At 59.6% G+C, this 25,397-nt stretch carries 17 protein-coding genes; 11 read left to right on the top strand and 6 right to left on the bottom strand.

The window, feature by feature from the left end; genetic code table 11:
• Positions 1-41 precede the first annotated feature (41 nt).
• Both LOY68_RS25930 and LOY68_RS25925 read left to right on the top strand, forming a co-directional pair.
• A complete protein-coding gene (locus LOY68_RS25930; protein ID WP_265040724.1) occupies positions 42-1,190 on the top strand; it encodes a pyridoxal phosphate-dependent aminotransferase in 1,149 nt (382 codons plus the stop codon).
• Positions 1,178-1,969, top strand: coding sequence for an amidohydrolase (locus LOY68_RS25925; RefSeq protein ID WP_265040723.1), 792 nt, complete (start codon positions 1,178-1,180; stop codon positions 1,967-1,969). Before LOY68_RS25930 ends, LOY68_RS25925 begins: the two co-directional genes overlap by 13 nt.
• A gap of 153 nt (positions 1,970-2,122) precedes the next feature.
• Here the strand turns inward: LOY68_RS25925 and leuA are convergent, their stop codons facing one another.
• The 4 genes from leuA to LOY68_RS25905 all read right to left on the bottom strand — a co-directional run bounded on the left by leuA (position 2,123) and on the right by LOY68_RS25905 (position 7,505).
• Complete coding sequence (leuA, locus tag LOY68_RS25920; RefSeq protein ID WP_054045357.1) at positions 2,123-3,805, bottom strand: 2-isopropylmalate synthase; 1,683 nt, start codon at positions 3,803-3,805, stop codon at positions 2,123-2,125.
• A 480-nt stretch (positions 3,806-4,285) separates the two neighbouring features.
• Entirely contained in the window at positions 4,286-5,107 is an 822-nt protein-coding gene (locus tag LOY68_RS25915; RefSeq protein WP_054613622.1) for a peptidoglycan DD-metalloendopeptidase family protein, read from the bottom strand.
• A 3-nt stretch (positions 5,108-5,110) separates the two neighbouring features.
• On the bottom strand, positions 5,111-6,490 hold the full coding sequence (gene xseA / locus LOY68_RS25910) for an exodeoxyribonuclease VII large subunit (RefSeq protein WP_054613623.1): 1,380 nt from the start codon (positions 6,488-6,490) through the stop codon (positions 5,111-5,113).
• 118 nt (positions 6,491-6,608) lie between these two features.
• Positions 6,609-7,505, bottom strand: a complete 897-nt coding sequence (locus LOY68_RS25905; RefSeq protein ID WP_265040720.1) for a LysR family transcriptional regulator — start codon at positions 7,503-7,505, stop codon at positions 6,609-6,611.
• Between the two features lie 101 nt (positions 7,506-7,606).
• Between LOY68_RS25905 and LOY68_RS25900 the strand changes: the two genes are divergently transcribed.
• The 4 genes from LOY68_RS25900 (at position 7,607) to guaA (ending at position 12,461) form a co-directional block, all read left to right on the top strand.
• Positions 7,607-8,374, top strand: coding sequence for a sulfite exporter TauE/SafE family protein (locus tag LOY68_RS25900; RefSeq protein WP_163912268.1), 768 nt, complete (start codon positions 7,607-7,609; stop codon positions 8,372-8,374).
• 186 nt (positions 8,375-8,560) lie between these two features.
• Entirely contained in the window at positions 8,561-9,109 is a 549-nt protein-coding gene (locus LOY68_RS25895; protein ID WP_054613626.1) for a hypothetical protein, read from the top strand.
• A 221-nt stretch (positions 9,110-9,330) separates the two neighbouring features.
• Complete coding sequence (gene guaB, locus LOY68_RS25890; RefSeq protein WP_054045343.1) at positions 9,331-10,800, top strand: IMP dehydrogenase; 1,470 nt, start codon at positions 9,331-9,333, stop codon at positions 10,798-10,800.
• An 83-nt stretch (positions 10,801-10,883) separates the two neighbouring features.
• Positions 10,884-12,461 (top strand): glutamine-hydrolyzing GMP synthase, encoded by a 1,578-nt coding sequence (gene guaA, locus LOY68_RS25885; RefSeq protein WP_027922773.1) that lies wholly within the window; start codon positions 10,884-10,886, stop codon positions 12,459-12,461.
• 74 nt (positions 12,462-12,535) lie between these two features.
• Here the strand turns inward: guaA and LOY68_RS25880 are convergent, their stop codons facing one another.
• On the bottom strand, positions 12,536-16,816 hold the full coding sequence (locus LOY68_RS25880) for a membrane-targeted effector domain-containing toxin (protein WP_265040718.1): 4,281 nt from the start codon (positions 16,814-16,816) through the stop codon (positions 12,536-12,538).
• Positions 16,817-16,949: 133 nt separating this feature from the next.
• On the bottom strand, positions 16,950-17,654 hold the full coding sequence (gene treR, locus LOY68_RS25875; RefSeq protein WP_163912275.1) for a trehalose operon repressor: 705 nt from the start codon (positions 17,652-17,654) through the stop codon (positions 16,950-16,952).
• A 237-nt stretch (positions 17,655-17,891) separates the two neighbouring features.
• On the opposite strand from treR, the gene treP reads away from it, so the two are divergent.
• From treP to LOY68_RS25850, 5 genes are all read left to right on the top strand, one after another.
• Entirely contained in the window at positions 17,892-19,334 is a 1,443-nt protein-coding gene (gene treP, locus LOY68_RS25870) for a PTS system trehalose-specific EIIBC component (protein ID WP_163912278.1), read from the top strand.
• Between the two features lie 119 nt (positions 19,335-19,453).
• Complete coding sequence (gene treC, locus LOY68_RS25865) at positions 19,454-21,103, top strand: alpha,alpha-phosphotrehalase (RefSeq protein ID WP_265040716.1); 1,650 nt, start codon at positions 19,454-19,456, stop codon at positions 21,101-21,103.
• A 95-nt stretch (positions 21,104-21,198) separates the two neighbouring features.
• Positions 21,199-22,422 carry a maltoporin gene (locus LOY68_RS25860; RefSeq protein ID WP_265040714.1) on the top strand — a complete coding sequence of 408 codons (1,224 nt, stop codon included), beginning with the start codon at positions 21,199-21,201 and terminating at the stop codon, positions 22,420-22,422.
• A 150-nt stretch (positions 22,423-22,572) separates the two neighbouring features.
• On the top strand, positions 22,573-25,101 hold the full coding sequence (gene ptsP / locus LOY68_RS25855) for a phosphoenolpyruvate--protein phosphotransferase (RefSeq protein WP_265040712.1): 2,529 nt from the start codon (positions 22,573-22,575) through the stop codon (positions 25,099-25,101).
• Between the two features lie 2 nt (positions 25,102-25,103).
• Positions 25,104-25,394, top strand: coding sequence for a PTS transporter subunit EIIB (locus LOY68_RS25850; protein ID WP_265040711.1), 291 nt, complete (start codon positions 25,104-25,106; stop codon positions 25,392-25,394).
• Positions 25,395-25,397: the final 3 nt, after the last annotated feature.

Here is a 25,397-nt window from a genome sequence, read left to right as displayed (position 1 = left end):
CGCGCCGCCGTTAGAGCCGGGTGTAGAGCAGGGAACCACCGATGATCACCAGTAAGCTGCCGAATGTCGGCATCACTATCTTCACTCAGATGTCTCAGCTCGCGGCGCAAACCGGGGCGATCAACCTGTCCCAGGGGTTTCCCGATTTCGATGCCCCGAAGGCGCTGTGCGATGCCGTCGGCCGGCACATTGCCAGTGGCCATAACCAGTACTCGCCAATGACCGGCCTGCCGGCGTTGCGTCAGCAGATTGTGGCGAAGATCGCGCGCAGCTACGGCGTCAACGTGGATGCCGATCAAGAAGTGACCGTCACCCCCGGCGCCACTCAGGCGATCTTCTGTGCGATTCAGGCGGTTATCCACAGCGGCGACGAAGTGATCGTCTTCGACCCGTGCTACGACAGTTACGAGCCGTCGGTGGAACTGGCCGGTGGCCGCTGCGTGCATGTGCAACTCGGGCTGGATGATTTCTCCATCGACTTCCAGAAGCTGTCCGAGGCAATCACGCCGCGCACGCGGATGATCGTGCTGAATTCGCCGCACAACCCAAGCGGCGCACTGATCAGCCGTGCGGAACTGGATCAACTGGCGGATCTGATTCGTGATCGCGACATCTACATCGTCAGCGACGAAGTCTACGAACACTTGGTGTTCGATGGCGTCCCCCACGTCAGCGTACTGAATCACGAAGAACTGTATCAGCGTGCCTTCGTGGTCAGCTCCTTCGGCAAGACTTATCACGTCACCGGTTGGAAAACCGGCTACGTCGTCGCTTCGCCGGCCCTCACCGCGGAATTGCGCAAGGTTCACCAGTACGTCAGTTTTTGCGGCGTGACCCCGCTGCAATTTGCCTTGGCCGACTTCATGGCCGAGCACCCGGAACATGTCGAAGAGCTGCCGGGTTTCTACCAGGCCAAGCGCGATCTGTTCTGCGATCTGCTGGCGCCGTCGCGCTTCAGCTTGACCCGTGTCACGGGCACCTATTTCCAATTGGTCGATTATTCGCAGATCCGCCCGGACCTCAACGACGTCGAGATGGCGCTGTGGATGACCCGCGAACACGGCGTGGCGAGCATCCCGATCTCGGTGTTCTACCAGAACCCGCCCGAAGGCCAGCGCCTGGTGCGCTTGTGCTTCGCCAAACGCGAGGAGACCCTGCGTGAAGCAGCGGCAAAACTATGCGTGATCTGAGTACGCTGCCCAACCTGAACATCGCGCTGATCCAGACCACCCTGGCCTGGCATGACCGCCAGGCCAACCTGGAGCATTTCGAGCAGTTGCTGGAACAGGCGCGCGGCGCGGATCTGATTATCCTGCCGGAGATGTTCACCACGGGCTTCTCCATGCAATCCGAAACCCTGGCTGAGTCGGAAAACGGCCCCACCAGTAAGTGGCTGCGGGTCCAGGCGGCGAAGCTGGATGCGGTGATCACCGGCAGTGTGATCGTCCAGGCCGCCGACGGCAGCCACCGCAATCGCCTGCTCTGGGCGCGGCCGGACGGCGAGGTGCTGCATTACGACAAGCGCCACCTGTTCCGCATGGCCGGCGAGCACAACCACTACACCCCCGGCGAACGCCAGGTGCAGTTCGAGCTCAAGGGCTGGCGTATCCGGCCGCTGATTTGCTACGACCTGCGTTTCCCGGTCTGGAGCCGTGATGCCCAGGACACTGATCTGCTGCTGTACACCGCCAATTGGCCGGGTGCACGGCGTCAGCACTGGAACCGCTTGCTGCCGGCGCGGGCGATTGAAAACCTGTGCTATGTGGCGGCGGTGAACCGGATCGGTACTGACGGTAAAGGCTTTGCGTATACCGGTGATAGCCAGGTGTTGGATTTCCAGGGTGAGACCTTGCTCAGCGCAGGCGAGGCGGATGGGGTGTTTCAGGTGGTGCTGGACGCGGCGGAACTGGCGGCTTATCGCACACGGTTTCCGGCGAATCTGGATGCCGATACCTTCGAGTTCACCTGACACCCAAAAAGATCGCAGCCTTCGGCAGCTCCTACAGGGGATCGCATTCCAATGTAGGAGCTGCCGAAGGCTGCGATCTTTTGATCTTCAGGCGGCACAAACAAAAAGACCCCAAGGTTCGCACCTTGGGGCCTTTTGCATTTCAGCGAACGCTTACGCCGCTTCTTTCGCTTCCGGCTGGCTCAGCGAGCGGTTCAGCGCGCTGAACAGGGCCTTGAAGCTCGCCGTGGTGATGTTTTCATCGATGCCCACGCCGTGCACCGCACGCTGGCCTTCAACCCGCAGTTCGATGTAGGCCGCAGCCTTGGCATTGGTGCCCGCGCCGATGGCGTGTTCGTTGTAGTCCATGATTTCCACCGGAATCGGCAGACCGGCCACCAGTGCTTCCAGGGCACCGTTGCCCTTGCCGCGCCAGTGCAGGTTGGTTTCGCCCTGGCCTTTGCCGGAGACTTCCACTTCCACCGAACTGTTGCCGTTTTCTTCCTGCAAGCGATGGCTGACCAGCGCGTAAGGCGTGTTGGCCTGCAAGTACTCGCTGTGCAGCAGCGCGTGGATTTGCTGGGCAGTCATCTCCAGGCCGAGGCGATCGGTTTCACGCTGCACGACTTGGCTGAATTCGATCTGCATGCGACGCGGCAAGCTGATGCCGTATTCCTGTTCCAGCAGGTAAGCGATGCCGCCTTTGCCCGACTGGCTGTTGACGCGGATCACCGCCTCGTAGCTGCGGCCAATATCGGCCGGGTCGATCGGCAAGTACGGCACTTCCCACAGGGTGTCCGGTTTCTGCTGGGCGAAGCCCTTGCGGATCGCGTCCTGGTGGGAGCCGGAGAACGCGGTGTGAACCAGGTCGCCGACGTACGGGTGACGCGGGTGCACCTGGATCTGGTTGCACTCTTCGACGACTTTGCGCACGCCGTCGATGTCGGAGAAGTCCAGCTCAGGGTGAATGCCCTGGGTGTAGAGGTTCAACGCCACAGTCACCAGATCGACGTTACCGGTGCGCTCGCCGTTGCCAAACAGGCAGCCTTCGACACGGTCGGCGCCGGCCATCAGGCCCAATTCGGTGGCGGCAACACCAGTGCCACGGTCGTTGTGGGTGTGCAGGCTGATGATCACGCTGTCACGACGGTTGATGTGACGGCCGAACCATTCGATCTGGTCGGCATAGATGTTCGGGGTCGCGCATTCGACGGTGGCTGGCAGGTTGAGGATCACCTTGTGCTCAGGCGTCGGGTTCCAGACTTCGATCACCGCATCGCAGACTTCTTTGGCGAACTCGAGTTCGGTGGCGCTGAAGGTTTCCGGCGAGTATTCGAAGGTCCACTCGGTGTCCGGCTGCTGGGCTGCGTATTTGACGAACAGCTTGGCGGCGTTCACGGCGATGGCCTTGATCCCGTCCTTGTCCTGGTTGAAGACAATGCGACGGAAAGAAGGGGAGGTCGCGTTGTACAAGTGAACGATGGCTTTTTTCGCGCCGCGCAGGGATTCGAAAGTGCGCTCGATCAAGTCTTCACGGCCCTGGGTCAGCACCTGAATGGTGGTGTCGTCCGGGATGTGGCCGTCTTCGATCAAGGTGCGTACGAAGTCGAAGTCAGTTTGCGAAGCGGCCGGGAACGACGCTTCGATTTCTTTCACACCGACCTGTACCAGGGTTTTCCAGAAACGCAGCTTTTTCACCGCGTCCATCGGCTCGATCAGCGACTGGTTGCCGTCACGCAAGTCCGAGCTGCACCAGATCGGCGCGGCGGTGATGGTCTTCGACGGCCAGGTACGGTCCGGAATGTCGATAGTCGGGAACGCGCGGTATTTCGAAGACGGGTCTTTGAGCATGCTCATCGGGAAATCCTTATTGTGTGGGCCGAAAAGAGGCGGCCTGCCGGTGGATCAAAAGTTGTGGGGGAAACGTGTCAGGCGAGGCACCGCAATTCAGCCCGGCAGTCGTGCGCTGACGAGGCACAGGCTGCGGTGCTGGCGAAGCTGGATGAGGGTGTGAGAGGTTTTCATGGCTTTAACCCTAACCGCCGGGGTTGAGGATGGCAAGCAGTCGAAAAAAATTGAGAGGAATACTCGAAAAGGCAAGATTGGCGAGATTTTATTGCTGCGATGTGGGGTGATCGTTTGGATGTTTGCGTGGGGTTTGATCGATGCGCAATTGATAATTTTGAGTCAGTGGGGTTTTTAGGTGTATTTGATGCCGCCTTCGCGAGCAAGCCCGCTCCCACATTTTTGGCCGGGGTGAACACAGAATGTGCGTACACCAAAATCCCATGTGGGAGCGGGCTTGCTCGCGAAGAGGCCATCAGCCCCGACAACTATCTAAGGCTGAAACGCCCCAATAAAAATCGCCGGATCCACCCGCGCATCATTCAGGCTGATATTCCAGTGCATATGCGGCCCAGTCGCACGGCCAGTCGAGCCCACTTTGCCGACCACACCACCCCGCGCCAATTGCTGCCCAACCTTCACGTCAATCTTCGACATGTGGCAGAACATGCTGATAAAGCCCTGGCCATGGTCGACAAACACCGTGTTGCCGTTGAAGAAGTAGTTACCGATCAAAATCACCTTGCCCGCCGCCGGTGTCTTGATCGGCGTGCCCGCCGGCACCGCGAAGTCCAGGCCAGCGTGAGGATTGCGTTCTTCACCGTTAAAGAACCGACGTACACCGAACTTGCTCGACAGTGGCCCGTTGACCGGTTTATCCAGCAGCAGGTTGCTCGGGGTGCCGGGGCTGAAGCTGCGGTAAGCCTGGATCTGTTCGGCCAGTTCGCCTTCGATGCGCTTGAGGTTTTCCGGGTTCGGATTGACCTGCTGGGTGTTCTTCAACGTGATGTGCTGTTCCGGATATTTCTTGTTGCCCACCGTGAAGTTCAGATTGCGGCCGCCGCTGCTGACTTGCTGGGTGCCCGGTTTGACGGTGAGCGGCACGCCGACAATCGCCAGCCAATTGCTTTGCTCCTTGACCACCAGCACCGGTTTGCCCTGATACGTGGCTTTCGGCGCCTGGGCTGCGGCGCCCAGATCAACCACGGCCACGCCGCCCGGCACCGGTTTGTTCAGCAGACGGGTGATGTAACTGTCGGCGTGGGCGTTGAAGGTCAGGCACAGCAACAGCAGTGGAGCGAGGAAACGCGGCATGGGTCAATCCAGTAGAGAAAGGGTGACAGGCGTCAGGTGATTGTCTTCGACGCGCACTTGCAACTCGCCCTCGCCGAGCCGGGCATTCAGGCGTTGGCCGGGATGAGTCTGGGCGGCATTGCGAATCGCATTGCCGCGCTCGTCCAGCAGAATGCTGTAGCCACGGGCAAGGGTCGCCAACGGACTGACCACTTGCAGCGTCTGCACTTGGCTTTGCAGCTGCAAGCGACGGCTTTTAAGGCTTTCGCGCATTGCTCGGGGCAGGCGTTCGGCGAAACTGTCGAGTCGCTGGCGCAACATCGCCAGTTGCCGACCCGGATGTTGCCCGGCGAGGCGGGTTTCCAGGCGAATCAGGCGTTCACGGCGAGTATTGAGGCTGCGTTCGAAGGCGCGGCGCATGCGCATGTCCAGATCGTCCAGACGTTGCGCTTGTTGGCGCAGGCGTTCACCGGGATGCCGCAGGCGCCGGGACATGCCTTCCAGGCGCAGGCGATCACGCATCAAGCGGTCGCGGATGCGCATCACCAGTCGGCGATGCAGACTTTCGACCCGGCGCACCAGGTCGCTGGAGTCCGGTGCCAGCAATTCAGCGGCGGCAGAAGGCGTCGGCGCACGAACGTCGGCCACGAAGTCACTGATCGAGACGTCGGTTTCATGCCCGACAGCGCTGACAATCGGCGTCACGCAAGCATCCACGGCACGGGCCACGGCTTCTTCGTTGAAGCACCAGAGGTCCTCCAGCGAGCCGCCGCCACGGGCCAGGATCAACGCATCGAAGCCACGGGCGTCCGCCAGTTTCAATGCACGGACAATCTGCGCGGTGGCTTCGCGACCTTGTACGGCGGTGGGGATCAGCGTCAGTTGCACCTGCGGCGCGCGGCGGCGGAACACACTGATGATGTCGCGGATCACGGCGCCGGTCGGCGAACTGATAATGCCGATGCGTTGTGGATGCGCCGGCAGCGGCACTTTGCGTTCGGCACTGAACAGGCCTTCGGCGCTGAGTTTTTCTTTCAGCGCATCGAAGGCGAGGCGCAGGGCACCGTCGCCAGCCGGTTCCACAGTGTCGAGGATCAACTGATAGTCGCCACGGCCCTCGAACAGCGAGACCTTGCCGCGCACCTTGACCGCCAGGCCATCCTTCAGCGCCTGACGCACCCGCGCGGCGTTCTGCCGGAACAGCGCGCAACGGACTTGGGCGCCGCTGTCCTTGAGTGTGAAATACACATGGCCGGACGCCGGGCGAGCGAGGTTGGAGATTTCGCCTTCGACCCAGATATTGCTGAACACGTCTTCCAGCAACACCCGCGCGCGGCCGTTGAGCTGGCTGACAGTCAGGACTTCACGGTCCAGGCCGAGTCTTGCAAAGGGATCTTTAATCATGGGGCGCATGATAAAGGCATTCCTCAAGGGATTGCACGATCCCCCGTAGGAGCTGCCGAAGGCTGCGATCTTTTGATTTGGTTTTTTAAGATCAAAAGATCGCAGCCTTCGGCAGCTCCTACATGGGTTGGGTGAAGTGTTGAGTGAAGTGTTGGACCAGCGCCGTCGGATTCTGCCGATAGGCCAGGGCGACGGTGCTGTGGCAGTCCGGATCGGCCAGCGGCAGGAAATGGATATCCGGCGGGGCGATGTCCTGCATCGACTCCGGCAGCAAGGCAATGCCGAACCCGGCCTGGATCAGTTGCAATTGCGTGGTTTTACGCGACACCACCCGCGCCGCTTTCGGGAAAAACCCCTGGCGCATGCACAGCTCGGCTGACAGATAACTCAGCCCGCCGCGTTGCGGATGAGGAATGGAGATAAACGCTTCATCCTTCAATTGCGCCAGATCGATGCCTTGCCCCGAGTTATCCACAGCCAGTCGATGATTCGGCGGAACGGCCAGCAGCAAGCGTTCGCTATATAAAGGAATAATCTGCACTCCTTCACGCTGACGCAGCACCGGCAAGCGCAACAGGCCGACATCCAGACGACCTTCCGCCAACTCCTCCAACTGCGCTTCCGAGGACAGTTTGACGATGTCCATGGACACACCGGCATGTTGATCCAGATAAGCGCTGATGCCTCGTAACAACCGGCCACTCATCGGCACCGTGCTGGAATGGCTCAGGCGCAACGTGCCGAGTTGGCCAGTGCCGACCTGAGTGGCCATCTCGCTGGCCTTGGTCAGTTCGTGCAACAGGTTTCTGGCTCGGGGCAAAAAGGCTTCGCCAGCGGCGGTGAGTCGCGGTTGGCGCGCGGTACGTTCGAACAACGGCGTTTGCAGGCGGGTTTCCATGTCCTTGATCTGCCGGCTCAGGGCCGACTGTGCGATAAACAGGCGTTCGGCCGCAGCGCTGAAACTGCCGCACTCGGCGATTTCCACGAAGTAACGTAATTGACGGGTTGAAAGCACGAGGCATGCCTTTTCGAGATGGGTGGGCGGCCTGGAAGATATTAGTCGCAACCCTCGGCGCTGGCTAAAGTCATCTCAGGTATTCAAGGAAAACCCTGCAAATGAATGTGCTTGAGTTGTTGAGCCAATGGCCGTTCGGTGCGACGGATTGGCTGGTGATCGGGTTGGGCATCGCCCTGGCCTACATCGTGTTTGGCATCGCCGGGTTTGGCACCGCGCTGGTGGCGGGGCCGATCCTGATCCTGTTTATGCCGCTGTCGAAGATCGTGCCGCTTTTAGTACTGCTGGATTTCGTTGCGGCCTTCGGCAATCTGCTGCCATCGCGGCGGGATGTGGCCAAACCCGAACTGTTGCGACTGCTGCCGTGCATGGCGGTGGGTTGCACGTTGGGAGTGATCTTCCTGCTGAATCTCAAATCCGACTTGTTGCTGCTGTTGATGGGGCTGTTTATCAGCGCCTATGCGGTTTACAGCCTGTGGGTCAAAACCCGTCCGACGCAACTGTCCGCCGCGTGGGCGCTGCCGATGGGCACGGTGGGCGGGATGTTTGGCGCGTTGTTTGGCAGTGGCGGCTTTTTATATGCGATCTATTTGAACAGTCGCCTGCCCAAGGAGGCGGCCCGGGCGACGCAAAGTGCGCTGATCAGTTGCAGCACCGTGGTGCGTTTGAGCCTGTTTGCCGTCGCGGGTGTGTATGCCGAGCTACCCTTGTTGGTATTGGCCGTGTGTTTGTTGCCGGCCATGGCGCTCGGGTTATGGATTGGCCGGCGGTTGACCATGAGATTGTCCCGGGAGGCGTTCGTACGGCTGGTGACGTGGTTGGTGCTGGCCAGCGGGATTGCCTTGATCGGGCGGTATTTGAGTACTTGACCTGCGTGTGTCAGGGATTAAGCTGCCGGCCGTCCTGACGCCTTCGCGGGCAAGCCTCGCTCCTACAAGTTGGGTGTCGTTCGATAAATTTGCGACGACACAAACCCTGTAGGAGCGAGGCTTGCCCGCGAAGGCGTAACCCGGCACGCCGCAGAATTCCCCATTTGACGCAGTAGGCTTGGCACCATGAATTCCCAAAGCATCATCGTCCCGAAAATCTCCACGCTGCCCGTACACGAACCCCGGGCCCGGGCGGTCGTGCGTTGGCTGGTGCGCAAGAACATCATCAAGGAAGAGCTGACCACCTGCGGCCGCACCGGCAACCGCATGGCTCACGCCCTTGCCGACGGCGCTCGCGCTGTGGTCCTGCACCCGCAAGCGCTGCCGTTTGGTGAAGCGGTGAATGGCCTGGAGATCATCACCAAGCGCTGCATCTACACCCCGGCCAAGGGCTTTCTGGGCGAGGCGGGCTGTGCCGAATGCCGCAAGGAAGTCGGCGAAGCGCTGTTCGAAAGCCTGGAAGAGTGGATGCCGGGGCGCACCGACAACTTCACCTGCCCGGAATGCGGGCATGAAGATGACATCAACGGGTTTCTGTTTTTGCAGGAATGCGGCTTTTCGAACCTGGGCTTCATTTTCAACAACTGGGGCGAGGCGGGGTTCAAGCAGAGCTTTATCGATGAGTTTGCCGATTGGCTGGATCAGCCCGTCAGTTGGGTAAAAGTCGAGCTCTGAATTCCTGTAGGAGCTGCCGAAGGCTGCGATCTTTTGATCTTGATTTTTGGCATTGCTGAAATGGCTGAAGATCAAAAGATCGCAGCCTTCGGCAGCTCCTACGCAGAGGCTCAATCTCCGTATATCAGTAATGCCAATAATAGACAGAGTTTTACATTGAACCCGAGGGGGTGTCTGACTATAATGGCGCGCTTCCATTTTCCCGCTCGGGAGCCCCCGCGATGCTGCGTATCAGCCAAGAAGCTCTGACATTCGACGACATTCTCCTAGTGCCCGGTTATTCCGAGGTGCTTCCTAACGAAGTCAGTCTCAAGACCCGCCTAACCCGTGGCATCGAGCTGAATATTCCTCTGGTTTCTGCCGCCATGGACACCGTCACTGAAGCCCGTCTGGCAATCGCCATGGCTCAGGAAGGTGGCATCGGCATCATCCACAAGAACATGACCATCGAGCAGCAAGCTGCCGAAGTGCGCAAGGTCAAGCGTTACGAAGCCGGCGTGGTCAAGGACCCGATCACCATCGAGGCTGACGCCACGGTTCGTGAACTGTTCGAACTGACCCGCATGCACAACATCTCCGGCGTTCCGGTACTGCACGATGGCGACCTGGTCGGCATCGTCACTTCCCGCGACGTACGTTTCGAAAATCGTCTGGACGCCACCGTCCGTGAAGTGATGACGCCTAAAGAGCGTCTGGTCACGGTCAAGGAAGGCGCCGACAAGAACGACGTTCGCGAGTTGCTGCACAAAAACCGCATCGAACGCGTACTGATCGTCGACGACAAATTTGCCCTCAAAGGCATGATGACCGTCAACGACATCGAAAAAGCCAAGGCTTACCCGCTGGCCAGCAAGGACGATCAAGGTCGTCTGCGTGTTGGCGCTGCAGTCGGCACTGGTAAAGACACCGGCGACCGCGTTGCAGCCCTGGTCAATGCCGGCGTGGACGTAGTGGTGGTCGACACCGCACACGGTCACTCCAAAGGCGTGATCGACCGCGTTCGCTGGGTCAAACAGAATTTCCCTGACGTGCAGGTCATCGGCGGCAACATCGCCACCGGCGCTGCCGCCAAGGCCCTGGTTGAAGCAGGCGCCGACGCAGTCAAGGTCGGTATCGGCCCTGGCTCGATCTGCACCACCCGTATCGTCGCCGGTGTCGGCGTCCCGCAAATCAGCGCCATTGCCAACGTCGCCGCTGCCCTTGAAGGCTCTGGCGTGCCGTTGATCGCCGACGGCGGCATCCGTTTCTCCGGTGACCTGTCCAAGGCCATCGTAGCTGGTGCTTCCTGCGTGATGATGGGCTCGATGTTCGCCGGTACTGAAGAAGCGCCAGGCGAGATCGAACTGTTCCAGGGTCGTTCGTACAAGGCTTACCGCGGCATGGGTTCGCTGGGCGCCATGTCCCAGGCTCAAGGCTCCTCCGATCGTTACTTCCAGGATTCCTCGGCAGGCGCCGAGAAGCTCGTACCGGAAGGCATCGAAGGGCGTGTTCCTTACAAAGGCACCCTGAGCGCCATCATCCATCAACTGATGGGCGGCCTGCGTTCCTCGATGGGCTACACCGGCAGTGCCGACATCGAAGAAATGCGCACCAAGCCTGAGTTCGTGCGGATCACCGGCGCTGGCATGGCCGAGTCCCACGTGCACGACGTACAAATCACCAAAGAAGCGCCAAACTACCGCGTAGGTTGAGGCTTCCAGCAAAAAGTTAAGTAACCGGGGCTGTTTTATTCAGCCCCGAGTTGTTTCTGAATTCCATAGACGAGACTGACTCCATGGCCCTCGACATTCACGCCCACCGTATCCTGATCCTCGATTTCGGTTCCCAGTACACCCAGCTGATTGCCCGCCGCGTGCGTGAAATCGGCGTGTACTGCGAACTGCATCCGTTCGACATGGATGACGAAGCGATTCGCGAATTCGCTCCAAAAGGCGTCATTCTTGCTGGCGGCCCAGAGTCCGTGCACGTAGCCGACAGCCCTCGCTGCCCGCAAGCAGTGTTCGATCTGGGCGTACCGGTTTTCGGTATCTGCTACGGCATGCAAACCATGGCTGAACAGCTGGGTGGCAAGGTCGAAGGTTCCGAGCTGCGCGAATTCGGTTATGCCCGCGTAGACGTGGTCGGCAAGAGCCGCCTGCTCGACGGCATCGAAGATCACATCGACGCCGATGGCCTGTTCGGCCTCGACGTATGGATGAGCCACGGTGACAAAGTCACCAAGATGCCGCAGGACTTCCACATCCTGGCCAGCACCCCGAGCTGCCCGATTGCCGGCATGTTCAACGACGCTCGCGGCTACTACGGCGTGCAGTTCCACCCGGAAGTGACCCACACCAAGCAGGGCGGTCGCATCCTTTCGCGTTTCATCCTCGACATCTGCGGCTGCGAAGCCCTGTGGACGCCTTCGAAAATTGCCGAAGACGCCATCGCCAACATTCGCGCCCAGGTCGGCACCGACAACGTACTGCTCGGCCTGTCCGGCGGTGTGGACTCCTCGGTAGTTGCCGCGCTGCTGCACAAAGCCATTGGCGACCAGTTGACCTGTGTCTTCGTCGACAACGGCCTGCTGCGTCTGCACGAAGGCGAGCAAGTGATGGCCATGTTCGCCGAGAACATGGGCGTCAAAGTAATCCGCGCCAACGCTGAAGATCAGTTCCTGAACAACCTGGCCGGCGAGTCCGACCCAGAGAAGAAACGCAAGATCATCGGTCGCACCTTCATCGACGTCTTCGATGCCCAGTCCAACAAACTGGACAACATCAAGTACCTCGCTCAGGGCACTATCTACCCGGACGTGATCGAGTCGGCTGGCGCCAAAAGCGGCAAGGCCCACGTGATCAAGTCGCACCACAACGTGGGTGGCTTGCCGGAAGAGATGAACCTGAAGCTGGTCGAGCCGCTGCGTGAGCTGTTCAAGGACGAAGTCCGCCGTCTGGGCCTGGAACTCGGCCTGCCGTACGACATGGTCTACCGTCACCCGTTCCCGGGCCCGGGCCTGGGCGTGCGCATCCTTGGTGAAGTGAAGAAGGAATACGCCGACCTGCTGCGTCGCGCCGACCACATCTTCATCGAAGAACTGCGCAAGGCCGACTGGTACCACAAAGTCAGCCAAGCGTTCGTGGTGTTCCAACCGGTGAAATCGGTTGGCGTCGTTGGTGATGGCCGTCGTTACGCTTGGGTCGTGGCCCTGCGTGCCGTAGAAACCATCGACTTCATGACCGCGCGTTGGGCTCACCTGCCTTACGAACTGCTGGAAACCGTCAGCGGCCGCATCATCAATGAAATCGAAGGCATCTCCCGCGTTACGTATGACGTATCGAGCAAGCCGCCTGCGACCATCGAGTGGGAATAATCCCCCACGCTGACCGCTGCTGAATAAACAAAACCCCGGCCTGGTGCCGGGGTTTTGCGTTTTCGGCTCAGGGGTTATCCGGGGATACGACCCACGCCGCGCAAGCCATGGTTGCTCAGGGCTGCGAACAGGTCGAACAGGTTCGCGTAAGGGATTTGACTGATCGTCGGCCAATTAGGGCGACTGATGGAATAACGCCCATCCGCCAGCCGTTCTATCGGGGTCGAGACGATGCCATCGGTTCGGCTGCGATGCCAAAGTGTGTTGGTTTCACCGGAACGCTCAATGCAGAAAAAACCGGGGTTGTACAACAGCCGTTCCCTTTGCGCGGCCGTTCTGACCAGCATGGGCGTTTCCATGGGCAGGTACATGTCGACGTAAAGGGTATCGAATTGGCCACGGAACATTGGCTCCGCGGCTGCGATGCGATGTACTTCGACCCCAGGGTCCAATCGTACCTCCACCCCTTCACCCGGCCCCGTTTCCTCGATTCTCAAGCCGATACCGCCGTTACGCTCACTGAGCCCGGCGACGTTTCTGAATGTGTTGGTATTTTCAGGTGCGGTGAGCGCAAGCCATTTTCCCGGGCGAGACACCTGGTCAGCCTGAATGATCTGAGTCGCGAAGTAGTTGCTCAAGCGTTGTTCCTCGACACTTGGAAACCGGGGCGTCGAGAGGGTATAGCTGGCCGCGCAATCAATCGCCTGAATACGGATGCCATTCTGTTTGGCGCGCATCACCACCTCAAGATAGGTGAACGGCGTTTCCTGGTCTGCACTGATGATCTTCAGGTAGCTTTCCAGGTCGTGGGGCATGGCGCCTGCTCTGGACGCGAAATAGAAATCCAGATCAGCCTGGTTGAAATCGCTCAGCAGACGCGGCATGTACAGGGCTTCGACACCCTCGCGAGCGAACTGGGGCATGTTCTCGATCAGAAAGCGATTGCTGGCAATGCGTTCGGGGCTTTCGCCGATAACCAATCCTTTGGCTTCACTGAAAACCTTTGTGATGAAGTCGATCGCCGTCGCGTTTTGAGTGGGCACTTGTGGGCGTTCTGGCGAGCGTTTCAATTGCAAATCATCCGGGAGATGTTGCGAATCAATGCGCAGCTTGCCTCGCAGTTCGGTCAATTTGCTGGTGTTGATGGTGGTGTCCGGGTCGCTTTCACCCGCAAGGGCTTGTCCGCGTTGCTCCTCGGTCTTGAGCACCCAGTTTTTCATTTCGGGCCTGCGGCTCGGCGAGATTTCGTAAGGGAAGCCAAGCTCCGGCTGAATTTTATTGGGCGTCTGGGGCGGACGAATGGAAGGTCCTGGTTTTGCAGGGGCGGGCGCGGCCAATTCGGTGCTGTCCTCGGCCGGTATCCTGACCAGGCGCATGCCTCGGGCGATGAGTGCGTCGCGTAAACCTTCCAGTGTTCTGAAGTGGCGCCCGTTTACCGTTCCCCAGTTGGCGTTGTCGACCCGATAGCCACCGTTTTCCTTGTAGATGGGGGTTCGCATCAGTACGCCGTTACGGTTGCGGTTCACCAATACCGGTACTTGTTCGTTCAGCAGGGTGAACATGCCATTTTCGGTCAGGAAGGTGTCCGCCCTGCGCATGCTGCTGACGACCGAAGGCGTGTCCATTTGCAAACGCAGATCGCTCCGGAGCGCCAATGCCGTGCCCTCATGCTCAATCGTCTTGCCGGGATCCGCTTCAATGCCACGCGCTTTTCCCGCGGGCACTTCTTCGATGCGCATCCCGACAGCACCTTCCAGTTCGCTGAGCCCGGCGACACCGTCCAGGCTGCTGGCGTTGCTCTCCCTTACCAGCGCCACCCATTGGTGGGCACCTCGTGCGGCTTGATCGGCATCGATCACCGTACGTGCGAAGTAATTTTTCATCTGTACATCAAAGTGATCTTTGATCACCGATGGGCCTGCCTCTCGATAACTGGCGAAGCAATCAATGGCCTGGATCCGAATATGATTTTTCTGAGCGGTCTTCGCCAACTCCAGAAAGGTGAACTGGCCGCTGGGGTCTTCCCTTTCTACTTGATCAATTTCGTTGAGATAGTGCTCAAGGCTTTCCGACATATTGCCAGTCCGGGTGAACGTATTCAGATCGGCCTGTTGAAAGTCAGTGAGCACCTGTTGCAGGTACAAGGTCCGGACTTTCAATTTGCTCAGCAGCGGCATGTTTTCGATCAGGAACTGTTTGCTCGCCATACTGCCCCGGCCTTCGCCGATCACCAGGCCTCGTGCGTCCTTGAGCAATCCCTTGAGGATCTCCTTGGGCGTCGCCAGGGTGCTGAACGTCGGGATTTTCGGACGTGCAGGCAACTGAATATCGGCAAAGAATGTGCTCGCGTCGGCTTGCAACTGGCGGTAGCGGCTAAATGCTTCGAGGCTGTTATCGATATTGTCGAACGTCGATGAGCCATTGCCTGCCGTTCTGATTCCGGGCCTCAGGTTTTCAGGCATGTCGTAGGGCGTGGGCGGGGTCTCGACCTGCGGCAGCGGTTCGGGCGTCTGGCCCCAGAGTTTCAAGCCGAAAATCTTCCCGCCCACGCCACCTTTCAGGCCCAGCGGCTTCACGGGTTCCCATTGCAAGTATTCGTCAAGACGCACGGGAATGTTGCGATAGAACGACCACGGGTTGGCCGGGTCGATGATGACCCAGCACTTCATCTGCCCGACATAACGGACCTGGTAGTAATACTTCTGGGTGCCGACCTGCATGAAGATGTACTTCTTGCCGGAGAGGGTTTCGATAATACCTTGGGCCGCCCCGATGCCCTCCTGTGTGGGTTCGGTGATCTCGTCCCTGAACGAGGTGAGATAGTCTTCCTGGTCCATCGATGGAAAGCGTTCGGGGACCAGTTCTTCGAGAGGCGACGCGGCGATCGGCTCAAGTGGCGCTTTGCTGATCTTTCCTTCGGAGGCCAGCAGGTCGTCGGCTTCGGCGATTTCCGGCACGCCGCCACCTTTGAGGAACATCGCGTTGAACAGGGTATCGATGGCCGCGAAAATCGCACCGGTGACCCCGGCCTTGCGCTCCGTAGAGGTTTTGCCGTTCACCGCTTGATCGATGTTCAGGCCGACATTCGCCAGGCCTGCGCCGACGACGGCCAATGCCACCGGCCAGCCCACTGCCGCCAAAGGCCCGAACATGCGGCCAAAGGCATTCAGGTAACCCATCCAGAGTTTTTTTCGCAGCTCGCCGTTGGAGGTCATCATGAACGTGGCGTCACTGAGCATGCGCGCGTGGGTGGCATCACGCAGGTACGTGAATGGGTCTTGTTCGATGAACGCCCCCTGATCCGCGAGCAACTGATGATCGTTGTGTTTCCAGGCGTTGAACAACAGGTCCAGCACGCTGTTGAGGCCGACGTTCTCGATCTTCGGCTCCCTGAACAAATGAGCCAGCAGGTCGATGGCCGGGAAGGGCGCCAAAACCCACTCGGTTGTTTTATCGTACTGCGCCGTGTCTTCCATGATGTCGTGATCGGCCGCCTGGAAGTGCGACAGGAACCGCTGGCGGCCTGAAGGACTTTCGATGGCCGACAGAATCCACCAGTGCAGATCTTCGACGCTGTCGAACACGTGAAACCCCCACAGTTCGCCGGGCACATAAACGATCTGCCGATTATCACCATCGACGATGCAGAGGATGTCGGTGGATACGAAGCTGCCGACACACAGTCGGCGGATTCGCAGGTTTTTCGAGGGCTGGAATTCTGCTTCAAGCATGTGCTGGGTGGCAGGCCAATTGACCGTGCCCGCGCAGGCCTTGATGACTATGCGCAAATGGTCGGCGGTCAAGCGTCCGGCTTCATAATCTTCAGTGGCTTTGGCCAGGAAGGTGCACTTGGCCAGGGTGCGAAAGGTCTGTCTTTGGGTGTTCCAGAACGTCTCGACCTTGGCTTTGTATTGGTCGATGAAGTTGTAGGCCCAGAACGCCTTGAGCACTTCGCTGCCGAACAACCGGACCTCGTTGGTCTCGTTGTAGGTCCCGACTTCCGGACCTGCGGTGTAGAACCCGCAGTCGTTGTCGAGCATGTCGGCATTGTCCTGGTCATGCACGGAGAAGCGCTGGATCACCAGTTGCGTCAGGGTCATCGAGTCGTGGGGGTGTTCGATGTGTTCCCAGCCGGTGAAGGTCTTGTCGTTGCTCTGGGAGCCGTGGAAGCGATGCCAGTAAACCTGATCCGGCTCCAGCGTGAGAATGCCGTGGTCAGTAAGGATGCGTTTGGCGAAGGTCGTCGCCATGTCGTACAGGTCGGGGCAGGCCTCGACCAAGGCCGGGACCAAGGCTTTGAGCGCTTGTGCATCGGCGGCATTGGGTAAGTCTGAAGGGGTTTCGTTTACGGTCATTTCGTACGTCTTGGATAGAAGGTTGATCCTCACTATCCCAAGGCGACGACAACAAATATGTCAGGCCCGCACGCCGCTTGTTGCAGGTTTTGGCCACCCTGAAGCACGGAACGGAGCCATGCCCTTGTGCGAATCAGCGCCGCGCCACGTCGGAGAAGTAGAACTTATCCAGCGTATGCCGCGATTCGGTGTATTCGAACTGGCGGCCATCCTGCAGGAACGTCTGGTTACTCACCACGATCACGTGGCTTTGGCCGTCGAGGTCCAGCAGCAGTTGATCGTCCTTGCTGCGTGGCACCGCTTCGATGGTGCGCTGGGCGTAGGCGATTTGCAGTTGCAGGGTTTGTTCGATGAAGGCGTAGATCGATTGCTCGGCGATGTCGCGGGACAGGCCGGGAATCACATCGCTGACGAAATGGTTGATGTCGAGGATCACCCGTTTGCCGTCGATGCGCCGCACCCGTTTGATCCGCGTGATCAGGCTGCCGGCTTCGGCCTGGATGTGTTCCAGCAGCGCGCCTTCAAGCGGTATCTGATCGAACTCGACCACTTCGGTGCTGACGTCGTTGCCCAGCCGTGGATAGGTTTCCTGGAAACTGACGATGCCGCCGAGCTGGAATTCGATCGGGTTGGTCGACAGCACGAAGGTGCCTTTACCGTGGACTTTCTGGGCGAAGCCGCGCTCTTGCAACTGCTCGATGGCCTTGCGCACGGTGCCGCGACTGGCCTGGTAGCTGTCCATCAACTCGGTTTCAGAAGGCAAGCGGGCGCCGCGTTCCAGACGTTCGGTGGTGATGCTGGCAAGCAGATCGGTGTAGATCTGGTTGTATTTACTCATGGGGATAGCTCTATGCCGCGCTGTACTCAAGGTTTCGAACCTTAAGGGCAGGGTAGGGCTTTGTCCATGCAGCAATGGGTTTCTTCGATTTTGCAGGTAGGAAATGTCGCCGCCGGTCGGCGCCGAGACAAACAAAATCAAACTCGTCTGTACGAGTTGTTGCTTTAACTCGTACAGACGAGTACTTTTCGTTTCGGCGTGCTGCCAATAACAAAAAACTACAGCGGAAGAACAAGCATGAGCCACGACTACCCGAATATCGCCAGCGAGCTGCTTGTCAGCCTCGGAGGCAGAGACAACCTTGAGCAGGCCGCGCACTGCGTCACACGTTTGCGCCTGGCCCTCAAGGACCCAAGCCTGGTCAACAGCGCCACGCTGAACCAGATCGATCTGGTCAAAGGCTCATTCTTTACCGGCGGGCTGTTCCAGGTGGTCATCGGCCCCGGCGAAGTGGAAAAGGTCTACGCCGAACTGCGTCGGCAAACCGGTCTGGCGGCGGCGACCATCGCCGACGTTAAACAAAAGAGCGCGGACAAGATCAACGCCATGCAACGGCTGGTGCGGGTGTTCTCCGATGTGTTCATGCCGATCCTGCCGGCGCTGGTGGTTGCCGGCCTGCTGATGGGCGTCAACAACCTGATCGGCGCCAAGGGCATGTTCATCGAGGGCCAGACCCTGCTGGACGCGTATCCGGGCCTGGATGGCATCTGGAGCCTGATCAACCTGATGGCCAACACCGCGTTCGTGTTCCTGCCTGCCTTGGTGGGCTGGTCAGCGGCCAAGCGGTTTGGTGGCAGCGAAATCCTCGGCATCGTGCTCGGCCTGATGCTGGTGCACCCGGACCTGCTCAACGCCTGGAACTATGGCAAAGCGGTGGCCGGGCTCGACGGCCAGAGCCTGCCGTATTTCGATATTTTTGGCTGGTTCAAGATCGAGAAGGTGGGCTATCAGGGGCAGATCCTGCCGATCCTGCTGGCGGCCTACGTGATGAGTGTCATCGAAAAATGGCTGCGGGCGCGGGTGCCGAATGCCGTGCAATTGCTGGTGGTGCCGATCACCACCATCGTCGTGACCGGCGTGCTGGCGCTGGCGGTGATCGGTCCGGTGACCCGGCATCTGGGGATTCTGATCACCGAAGGCGTGGTCACCTTGTTCGATCTGGCGCCAATGGTCGGCGGGGCGATTTTCGGCATGCTCTACGCACCGCTGGTGATCACCGGCATGCACCACATGTTCCTCGCCGTGGACCTGCAACTGATCTCCACTCAGGGCGGCACTTTTATCTGGCCGATGATCGTCATGTCCAACCTCGCCCAAGGCAGTGCAGCGCTGGCGGTGTTCTACATGACCCGCAACGCGCGGGACAAAAGCATGGCCTCGACCTCGGCGATTTCCGCGTACTTCGGCATCACCGAGCCGGCGATGTTCGGCGTCAACCTGCGCTACAAATTCCCGTTCTATTCGGCGCTGATCGGCTCGGCGCTGGGCTGCATCTTCCTGTCACTGAACAAGGTCCAGGCCTCGGCGATTGGCGTCGGTGGTCTGCCCGGTTTTATCTCGGTCATCCCGCAGTTCATCCCGATGTTTGTGATCGGAATGATCATCGCCATGGTCGTGCCTTTTGTTTTGACCTGTGGGTTGAGCATGAAGATTGTTCGGCCGGGATTTCGGGTCGCCTGATAGATCGCCTTCGCGAGCAGGCTCGCTCCCACATTGGAACGCGTACCCCTGTAGGAGCGAGGCTTGCCCGCGAAGAGGCCATTACGGTCACCGCATTAATTTATTGAAGGAACCCAGCCATGCAAGACTGGCAACGCTCGGTGATCTACCAGATCTACCCGAAAAGCTTCCACAGCCACGCCGGCAACCCCACGGGTGATTTGCTCGGTGTCGTGGCCAAGCTCGATTACCTGCACTGGCTGGGCGTCGATTGCCTGTGGATCACGCCGTTCCTGCGTTCGCCGCAACGCGATAACGGGTATGACATCAGCGATTACTACGCCATCGACCCGAGCTACGGGACCATGGCCGACTGCGAATTGCTGATTGCCGAGGCCGGCAAGCGCGGGATCAAGTTGATGCTCGACATCGTGGTCAACCACACCTCCATCGAGCACACCTGGTTCCAGCAGGCTCGCAGCAGCCTCGACAACCCGTACCGCGATTTCTACATCTGGCGCGACCAGCCGAACAACTGGGAATCCAAGTTCGGCGGTTCGGCCTGGGAGTACGAAGCCCAGACCGGCCAGTACTTCCTGCATCTGTTCGACCACACCCAGGCCGACCTGAATTGGGATAACCCGCAGGTGCGCGCCGAAGTCTTCAAAATGATGCGCTTCTGGCGCGACAAAGGCGTCGGTGGTTTCCGTCTGGACGTGATCAACCTGATCTCCAAACCGGCGGATTTCCCCGAGGACAACAGCGACGGTCGGCGCTTCTACACCGACGGCCCGAATGTCCACGACTACTTGCAGCAAATGCACCGCGAAGTGTTTGAAGGCCATGACCTGATCAACGTCGGCGAGATGTCTTCCACCAGTCTCGAACATTGCATTCGCTACTCGCGGCCGGAGTCGAAAGAACTGTCGATGACCTTTAACTTTCATCACTTGAAAGTGGATTACCCGAACCTGCAAAAGTGGATTCGCGCCGACTTCGACTTCCTGCAACTCAAGCGCATCCTCTCCGACTGGCAGACCGGCATGCAGTCCGGCGGTGGCTGGAATGCGTTGTTCTGGTGTAACCACGATCAGCCGCGAGTGGTGTCGCGTTTTGGTCACGACGGTGAGCATCGCGTGGTGTCGGCGAAGATGCTCGGCACGGCGCTGCACTTCCTCCAGGGCACGCCGTTTGTTTACCAGGGCGAAGAACTGGGGATGACCAATCCGGGCTTCGGTCATATCGACCAATACCGCGATGTCGAGACGCTGAACATCCATCGCCTCAAGCGCGACGCCGGTGTCAGCGATACCGACAACATGGCGGCAATCATGCAGAAGTCCCGGGACAACGGCCGCACGCCGATGCACTGGAATGCCGAGCCGAACGCCGGTTTCAGTGTGGCCGAACCGTGGATCAGCGTGCCGGCCAACGCCGCGCAGATCAACGTCGCCAGCCAGCTCGACGACCCGGATTCGGTGCTGCATCACTATCGCCGGTTGATCGCGTTGCGCCGCGACGAAGCCTTGGTGTCCGACGGAGTGTACCGGCAAATTCTGCCGGAACATCCGCAAATATGGGCATACACAAGGGAAGGCCAGGGTGAACGATTGCTGGTGCTGAACAACTTCTACGGCACAGCCTGCGAAGTTGAATTGCCGGTTGAGGTGATCAGCGAAGCGATGTCGCAACGCTTGGTGATCAGCAACTACCCGGACTGTCCGCCGCGTAATCGGCAGGTGTTTCTGCGGCCCTTTGAGTCGTTCGTGCTGCACCTGACCAACTACTAAAAAAACAACGTTTTCAAAAACACGCAGAACGCTGCGCGGGGGAGTTTTGCGCGCCGTTTTTGCTGCAACACACAATAAAAATAATGAGGTAGCTCTTGAAAACAACAATAAATCGCAGCCTTGTCGCAGCGGGCGTGTGCCTGGCTTTGCCGCTTTCGACCCAGGCGCTGGAGTTCGGCGGTTACTTGCGCAGCGGCGTCGGGACTTCGGTCAACAGTGGCAAACAACAGTGTTTTCAGTTGCCGGGGGCGCAGACCAAATACCGTTTGGGCAACGAATGCGAACAGTACGCCGAACTGGAATTGCGCCAGGATTTGCACACCCTGGACGACGGCTCGGTGTTGAGCGTCGACGGCATGGCTTCGTTGTATAACCAATACGACAAGGACCTGACCTTCAACGGTGACAACGGCTCGGTGCGGATGCCGCAGATGTATGCGCAGTGGTCGAATATGCCGAGCCTGAATGGCGGTTCGTTGTGGGCCGGTCGGCGTTACTACAAGCGGAACGACATCCACATTTCCGACTTCTACTATTGGAACCAGAGCGCCACCGGCGGCGGTATCGAAGACGTGTTGATCGGTGATCTGAAATACAGCTACGCCTACTCGCGCAAGGACAACCTGTACCAGAAGGACTACATCAACCGGCACGACTTCAACGTCGCCGGGTTCGACACCAACCCTGGCGGTGAACTGGAACTGGGCCTGAGCTACATCGATAAACCCGACAGCCGCGATGCGCACCGTGGCTGGGCCGTTACCGCCCAGCATGTGCAGAAGGGTTTTCTCGGCGGCAAGAACAAACTGGCCTTCCAGTACGGCGAAGGCCCCGGCACCGGGTTGGGGTATACCGGTAACGTGAAGCTCGACGACAGCAACAAAAGTTATCGAGTGGTGGAGTTCTTTGACTGGCAGGTAACACCGCGTTTTGGCGGGCAGATCGAGGCGGTCTATCAGAAAGACATTCGCCCGGACGGTGCCGACCAGAACTGGATGTCCATCGGCGTGCGTCCGGCTTATGCGATCACCGAGCAGTTCAAACTGGTGACCGAACTGGGCCACGATCAGGTGGACGCGCCGGGCGGGACGCGCAAGTTGAGCAAGTTCACCTTCGCCCCGACCTGGTCGCCCAAGGGCCCGGAATTCTGGGCGCGCCCCGAGGTGCGTCTGTATTACACCTATGCAAGCTGGAACGAGGCGGCCAAACGGGCGGCCAATGAACTGGCGGCGGGCTCGGCGTTGTCCGACACCGGCGCCTTCGGCACGGCGCGCCACGGTGCGAATGTCGGATTGCAGGTCGAGTACTGGTGGAAATAAACGCATAACTTTGTAAGAGCTGCCGAAGGCTGCGATCTTTTGATCTTTCGCTTTTGACTCAAGCGAGTCCAAAAGAAAAGATCGCAGCCTTCGGCAGCTCCTACAGGTATCGCAAGCGTCTTTCAAAAGAACAAAACAGCAGGTGACGTCATGGCCACATCCCAACAATTGCAGCTGCATGCGCCACTGTCCGGCGTATTGATGCCTTTGGACCTTGTCCCCGACCCGGTGTTTTCCACTCGGGTGATCGGCGATGGCCTGTGCATCGATCCGACTTCGAGCACCTTGTGCGCGCCGCTGGCCGGGGTGGTCAGCAATGTGCAGGCCAGTGGGCATGCGATCAGCATCACCGGGGAAAATGGCGTGCAAGTGTTGCTGCACATCGGCCTAGACACGGTAAATCTGACGGGCAAGGGCTTCACCCGGTTGGTGGAGGAGGGCGAGCAAGTTAACGTCGGCCAGTCGCTGATCGAGTTTGATGCCGATTTTGTCGCGCTGAACGCCCGCAGCCTGCTGACGTTGATGCTGGTGGTCAGCGGTGAGCCGTTCACCTGGCTGGTGCCTGAATCTAGCGTGGTGGACAGCGGCCAGCCGTTGTTGGATGTGAACACTACAGGGCAAGCGGCGGATGACGTGAGCGCGGAGGAAGGCGAGGCGCTGTTCTCCAAACCGGTGACCCTGGCCAACCCGAACGGCTTGCATGCGCGCCCGGCCGCCGTGTTTGCCCAGGCCGCCAAAAGATTTTCAGCGAGTATTTTCCTGCATAAAAAGCAGGACAGCGTGAACGCGAAATCCTTGGTGGCGATCATGACGTTGCAGACCGCTCACGGTGACGTGGTGCAAGTCAGCGCGGCGGGCCCGGATGCTGAAGAGGCGATCAAGACCCTGGCTGAGTTGTTGGCGTCGGGCTGCGGTGAAGCGGTGACGCCGCCGGTTGAGGTGAACGAGATCGAGGCTTCATCGCTGAAGGTGCTGCGCGGGGTGTGCGCATCGGCTGGGTCGGCGTTTGGCCAAGTGGTGCAGATCACCGAACAGAAACTGGAGGTCGTTGAACTCGGCACCACACCGCAGGCTGAGCGCGATCATCTGGCCCGGGGCTTGGCCAAGGCCTTGGCGGCGTTGCAACAGTTGCGCGACAACGCCGTTGGCGACGCGCAGGCGGACATCTTCAAGGCGCATCAGGAACTGCTCGAAGATCCGAGTTTGCTGGACGTGGCTCAGGTGCTGATCAACGAAGGCAAAAGCGCGGCGTTCGCCTGGCGCGCGGCCACCGAGTCGACGGCCATTCTGTTCAAAAGCATGGGCAATACCTTGTTGGCCGAGCGCGCGGCAGACTTGGCGGATGTCGGTCAGCGGGTGCTTAAGCAGATTCAGGGTGTGCAGGATCATGCAATCGATTTGCCCGAAGGCGCGATCCTGATCGCCGAACAATTGACACCGTCCCAGACCGCCGGGCTCGATACCCGCAAAGTGCTGGGGTTTGCCACGGTCGGTGGTGGCGCCACCAGCCACGTCGCGATCCTGGCACGGGCCGCTGGCCTGCCGGCGATCTGCGGCTTGCCGATTCAAGTGTTGGCGCTGGCCGATGGCACCCAAGTTCTGCTCGATGCCGACAAGGGCGAATTGCAGCTTGATCCGGATCTGGCGGCCATCGAACAACTGCAAGCCAATCGTCAGCAACAACAGAAACGCCATCAACATGAACTGGCCCACGCCACGCTCGCCGCGTGCACCCGCGACGGTCATCACATTGAGGTCACGGCCAACGTCGCATCGTTGGCTGAAACCGAGCAGGCGATGAGCCTGGGCGGCGAGGGCGTCGGGCTGCTGCGTTCGGAGTTTCTTTATCTGGATCGCAACCACGCGCCGAGCCATGACGAGCAAGCGTCCACCTACAGCGCCATTGCCCGCGCCCTGGGGCCGACGCGCAATCTGGTGGTGCGAACCCTGGATGTCGGCGGCGACAAACCGTTGGCCTACGTGCCGATGGACAGCGAAACCAACCCGTTCCTCGGCATGCGCGGGATTCGCTTGTGCCTGGAGCGTCCGCAATTGTTGCGCGATCAGTTCAAGGCGATCCTCAGCAGCGCCGGTCTCGCTCGTTTGCACATCATGTTGCCGATGGTCGCGCAGCTCTCGGAATTGCGTGTGGCCCGGCAACTGCTTGAGGAAGAGGCGCTGGCGCTGGGCCTTACGGAACTGCCGAAACTGGGGATCATGATCGAAATACCGGCCGCCGCGTTGATGGCGGATCTGTTTGCGCCCGAGGTGGATTTTTTCTCCATCGGCACCAACGATTTGACCCAATACACCCTGGCCATGGACCGCGATCATCCGCGCCTGGCCAGTCAGGCCGACAGTTTTCACCCGTCGGTGCTGCGCTTGATCGCCAGCACCGTCAAAGCGGCGCATGCCCACGGCAAATGGGTTGGCGTGTGCGGTGCGCTGGCCTCGGAAACCCTGGCGACGCCGTTGTTGCTGGGGTTGGGGGTGGATGAGTTGTCGGTGAGCGTGCCGCTGATTCCTGCGGTCAAAGCGGCGGTGCGGGAAGTGGATCTGGCGGATTGCCAGGCCATTGCCCAGCAAGTGCTGGGGCTGGAAAGCGCCGAGCAGGTGCGCGAGGCGTTGCGCCTGTATCACGAGGCGACGGTCGATACTTCACTGGTTCTGGAGAACTGAACATGTTCGAGAAAATGCAGCGGGCGTTCTGGAAAGCGTTGACCCCGGATCTGGTGGTGGATGAACCCAAGCAGGTTGTCCAACCGGTTGCAGGTTTGGCCGGGGATATCGTGGCCGCGTTGGGCGGGGTGGATAACCTCAAGTCGCAGAAGCCTGTGGCGTTGACGCGGGTGCGGGTGGAGTTGCGGGATGTGGGGCAGATGGATCGGCAGGCGTTGAATCGGGCGGGTGTGCCGAGCGTCATGCTGCTGGATGACGGGGTGGTGCATTTGATCACTGGCCTTCAGCCTTAACTG

The sequence above is a fragment of the Pseudomonas sp. B21-053 genome, assembly GCF_026016365.1.
GTDB classification, from domain to species: Bacteria; Pseudomonadota; Gammaproteobacteria; order Pseudomonadales; family Pseudomonadaceae; genus Aquipseudomonas; species Aquipseudomonas nunensis.
This window is presented reverse-complemented; position numbering and strand designations above follow the sequence as displayed.

Bases quoted from the DNA above. Each gene is read 5' to 3' on its own strand.
- LOY68_RS25930 (WP_265040724.1), top strand. From the start codon at position 42: ATGATCACCAGTAAGCTGCCGAATGTCGGCATCACTATCTTCACTCAG.
- LOY68_RS25925 (WP_265040723.1), top strand. From the start codon at position 1,178: ATGCGTGATCTGAGTACGCTGCCCAACCTGAACATCGCGCTGATCCAG.
- leuA (WP_054045357.1), bottom strand. From the start codon at position 3,805: ATGAGCATGCTCAAAGACCCGTCTTCGAAATACCGCGCGTTCCCGACT.
- LOY68_RS25915 (WP_054613622.1), bottom strand. From the start codon at position 5,107: ATGCCGCGTTTCCTCGCTCCACTGCTGTTGCTGTGCCTGACCTTCAAC.
- xseA (WP_054613623.1), bottom strand. From the start codon at position 6,490: ATGATTAAAGATCCCTTTGCAAGACTCGGCCTGGACCGTGAAGTCCTG.
- LOY68_RS25900 (WP_163912268.1), top strand. From the start codon at position 7,607: ATGAATGTGCTTGAGTTGTTGAGCCAATGGCCGTTCGGTGCGACGGAT.
- LOY68_RS25895 (WP_054613626.1), top strand. From the start codon at position 8,561: ATGAATTCCCAAAGCATCATCGTCCCGAAAATCTCCACGCTGCCCGTA.
- guaB (WP_054045343.1), top strand. From the start codon at position 9,331: ATGCTGCGTATCAGCCAAGAAGCTCTGACATTCGACGACATTCTCCTA.
- guaA (WP_027922773.1), top strand. From the start codon at position 10,884: ATGGCCCTCGACATTCACGCCCACCGTATCCTGATCCTCGATTTCGGT.
- LOY68_RS25880 (WP_265040718.1), bottom strand. From the start codon at position 16,816: ATGACCGTAAACGAAACCCCTTCAGACTTACCCAATGCCGCCGATGCA.
- treR (WP_163912275.1), bottom strand. From the start codon at position 17,654: ATGAGTAAATACAACCAGATCTACACCGATCTGCTTGCCAGCATCACC.
- treP (WP_163912278.1), top strand. From the start codon at position 17,892: ATGAGCCACGACTACCCGAATATCGCCAGCGAGCTGCTTGTCAGCCTC.
- treC (WP_265040716.1), top strand. From the start codon at position 19,454: ATGCAAGACTGGCAACGCTCGGTGATCTACCAGATCTACCCGAAAAGC.
- ptsP (WP_265040712.1), top strand. From the start codon at position 22,573: ATGGCCACATCCCAACAATTGCAGCTGCATGCGCCACTGTCCGGCGTA.
- LOY68_RS25850 (WP_265040711.1), top strand. From the start codon at position 25,104: ATGTTCGAGAAAATGCAGCGGGCGTTCTGGAAAGCGTTGACCCCGGAT.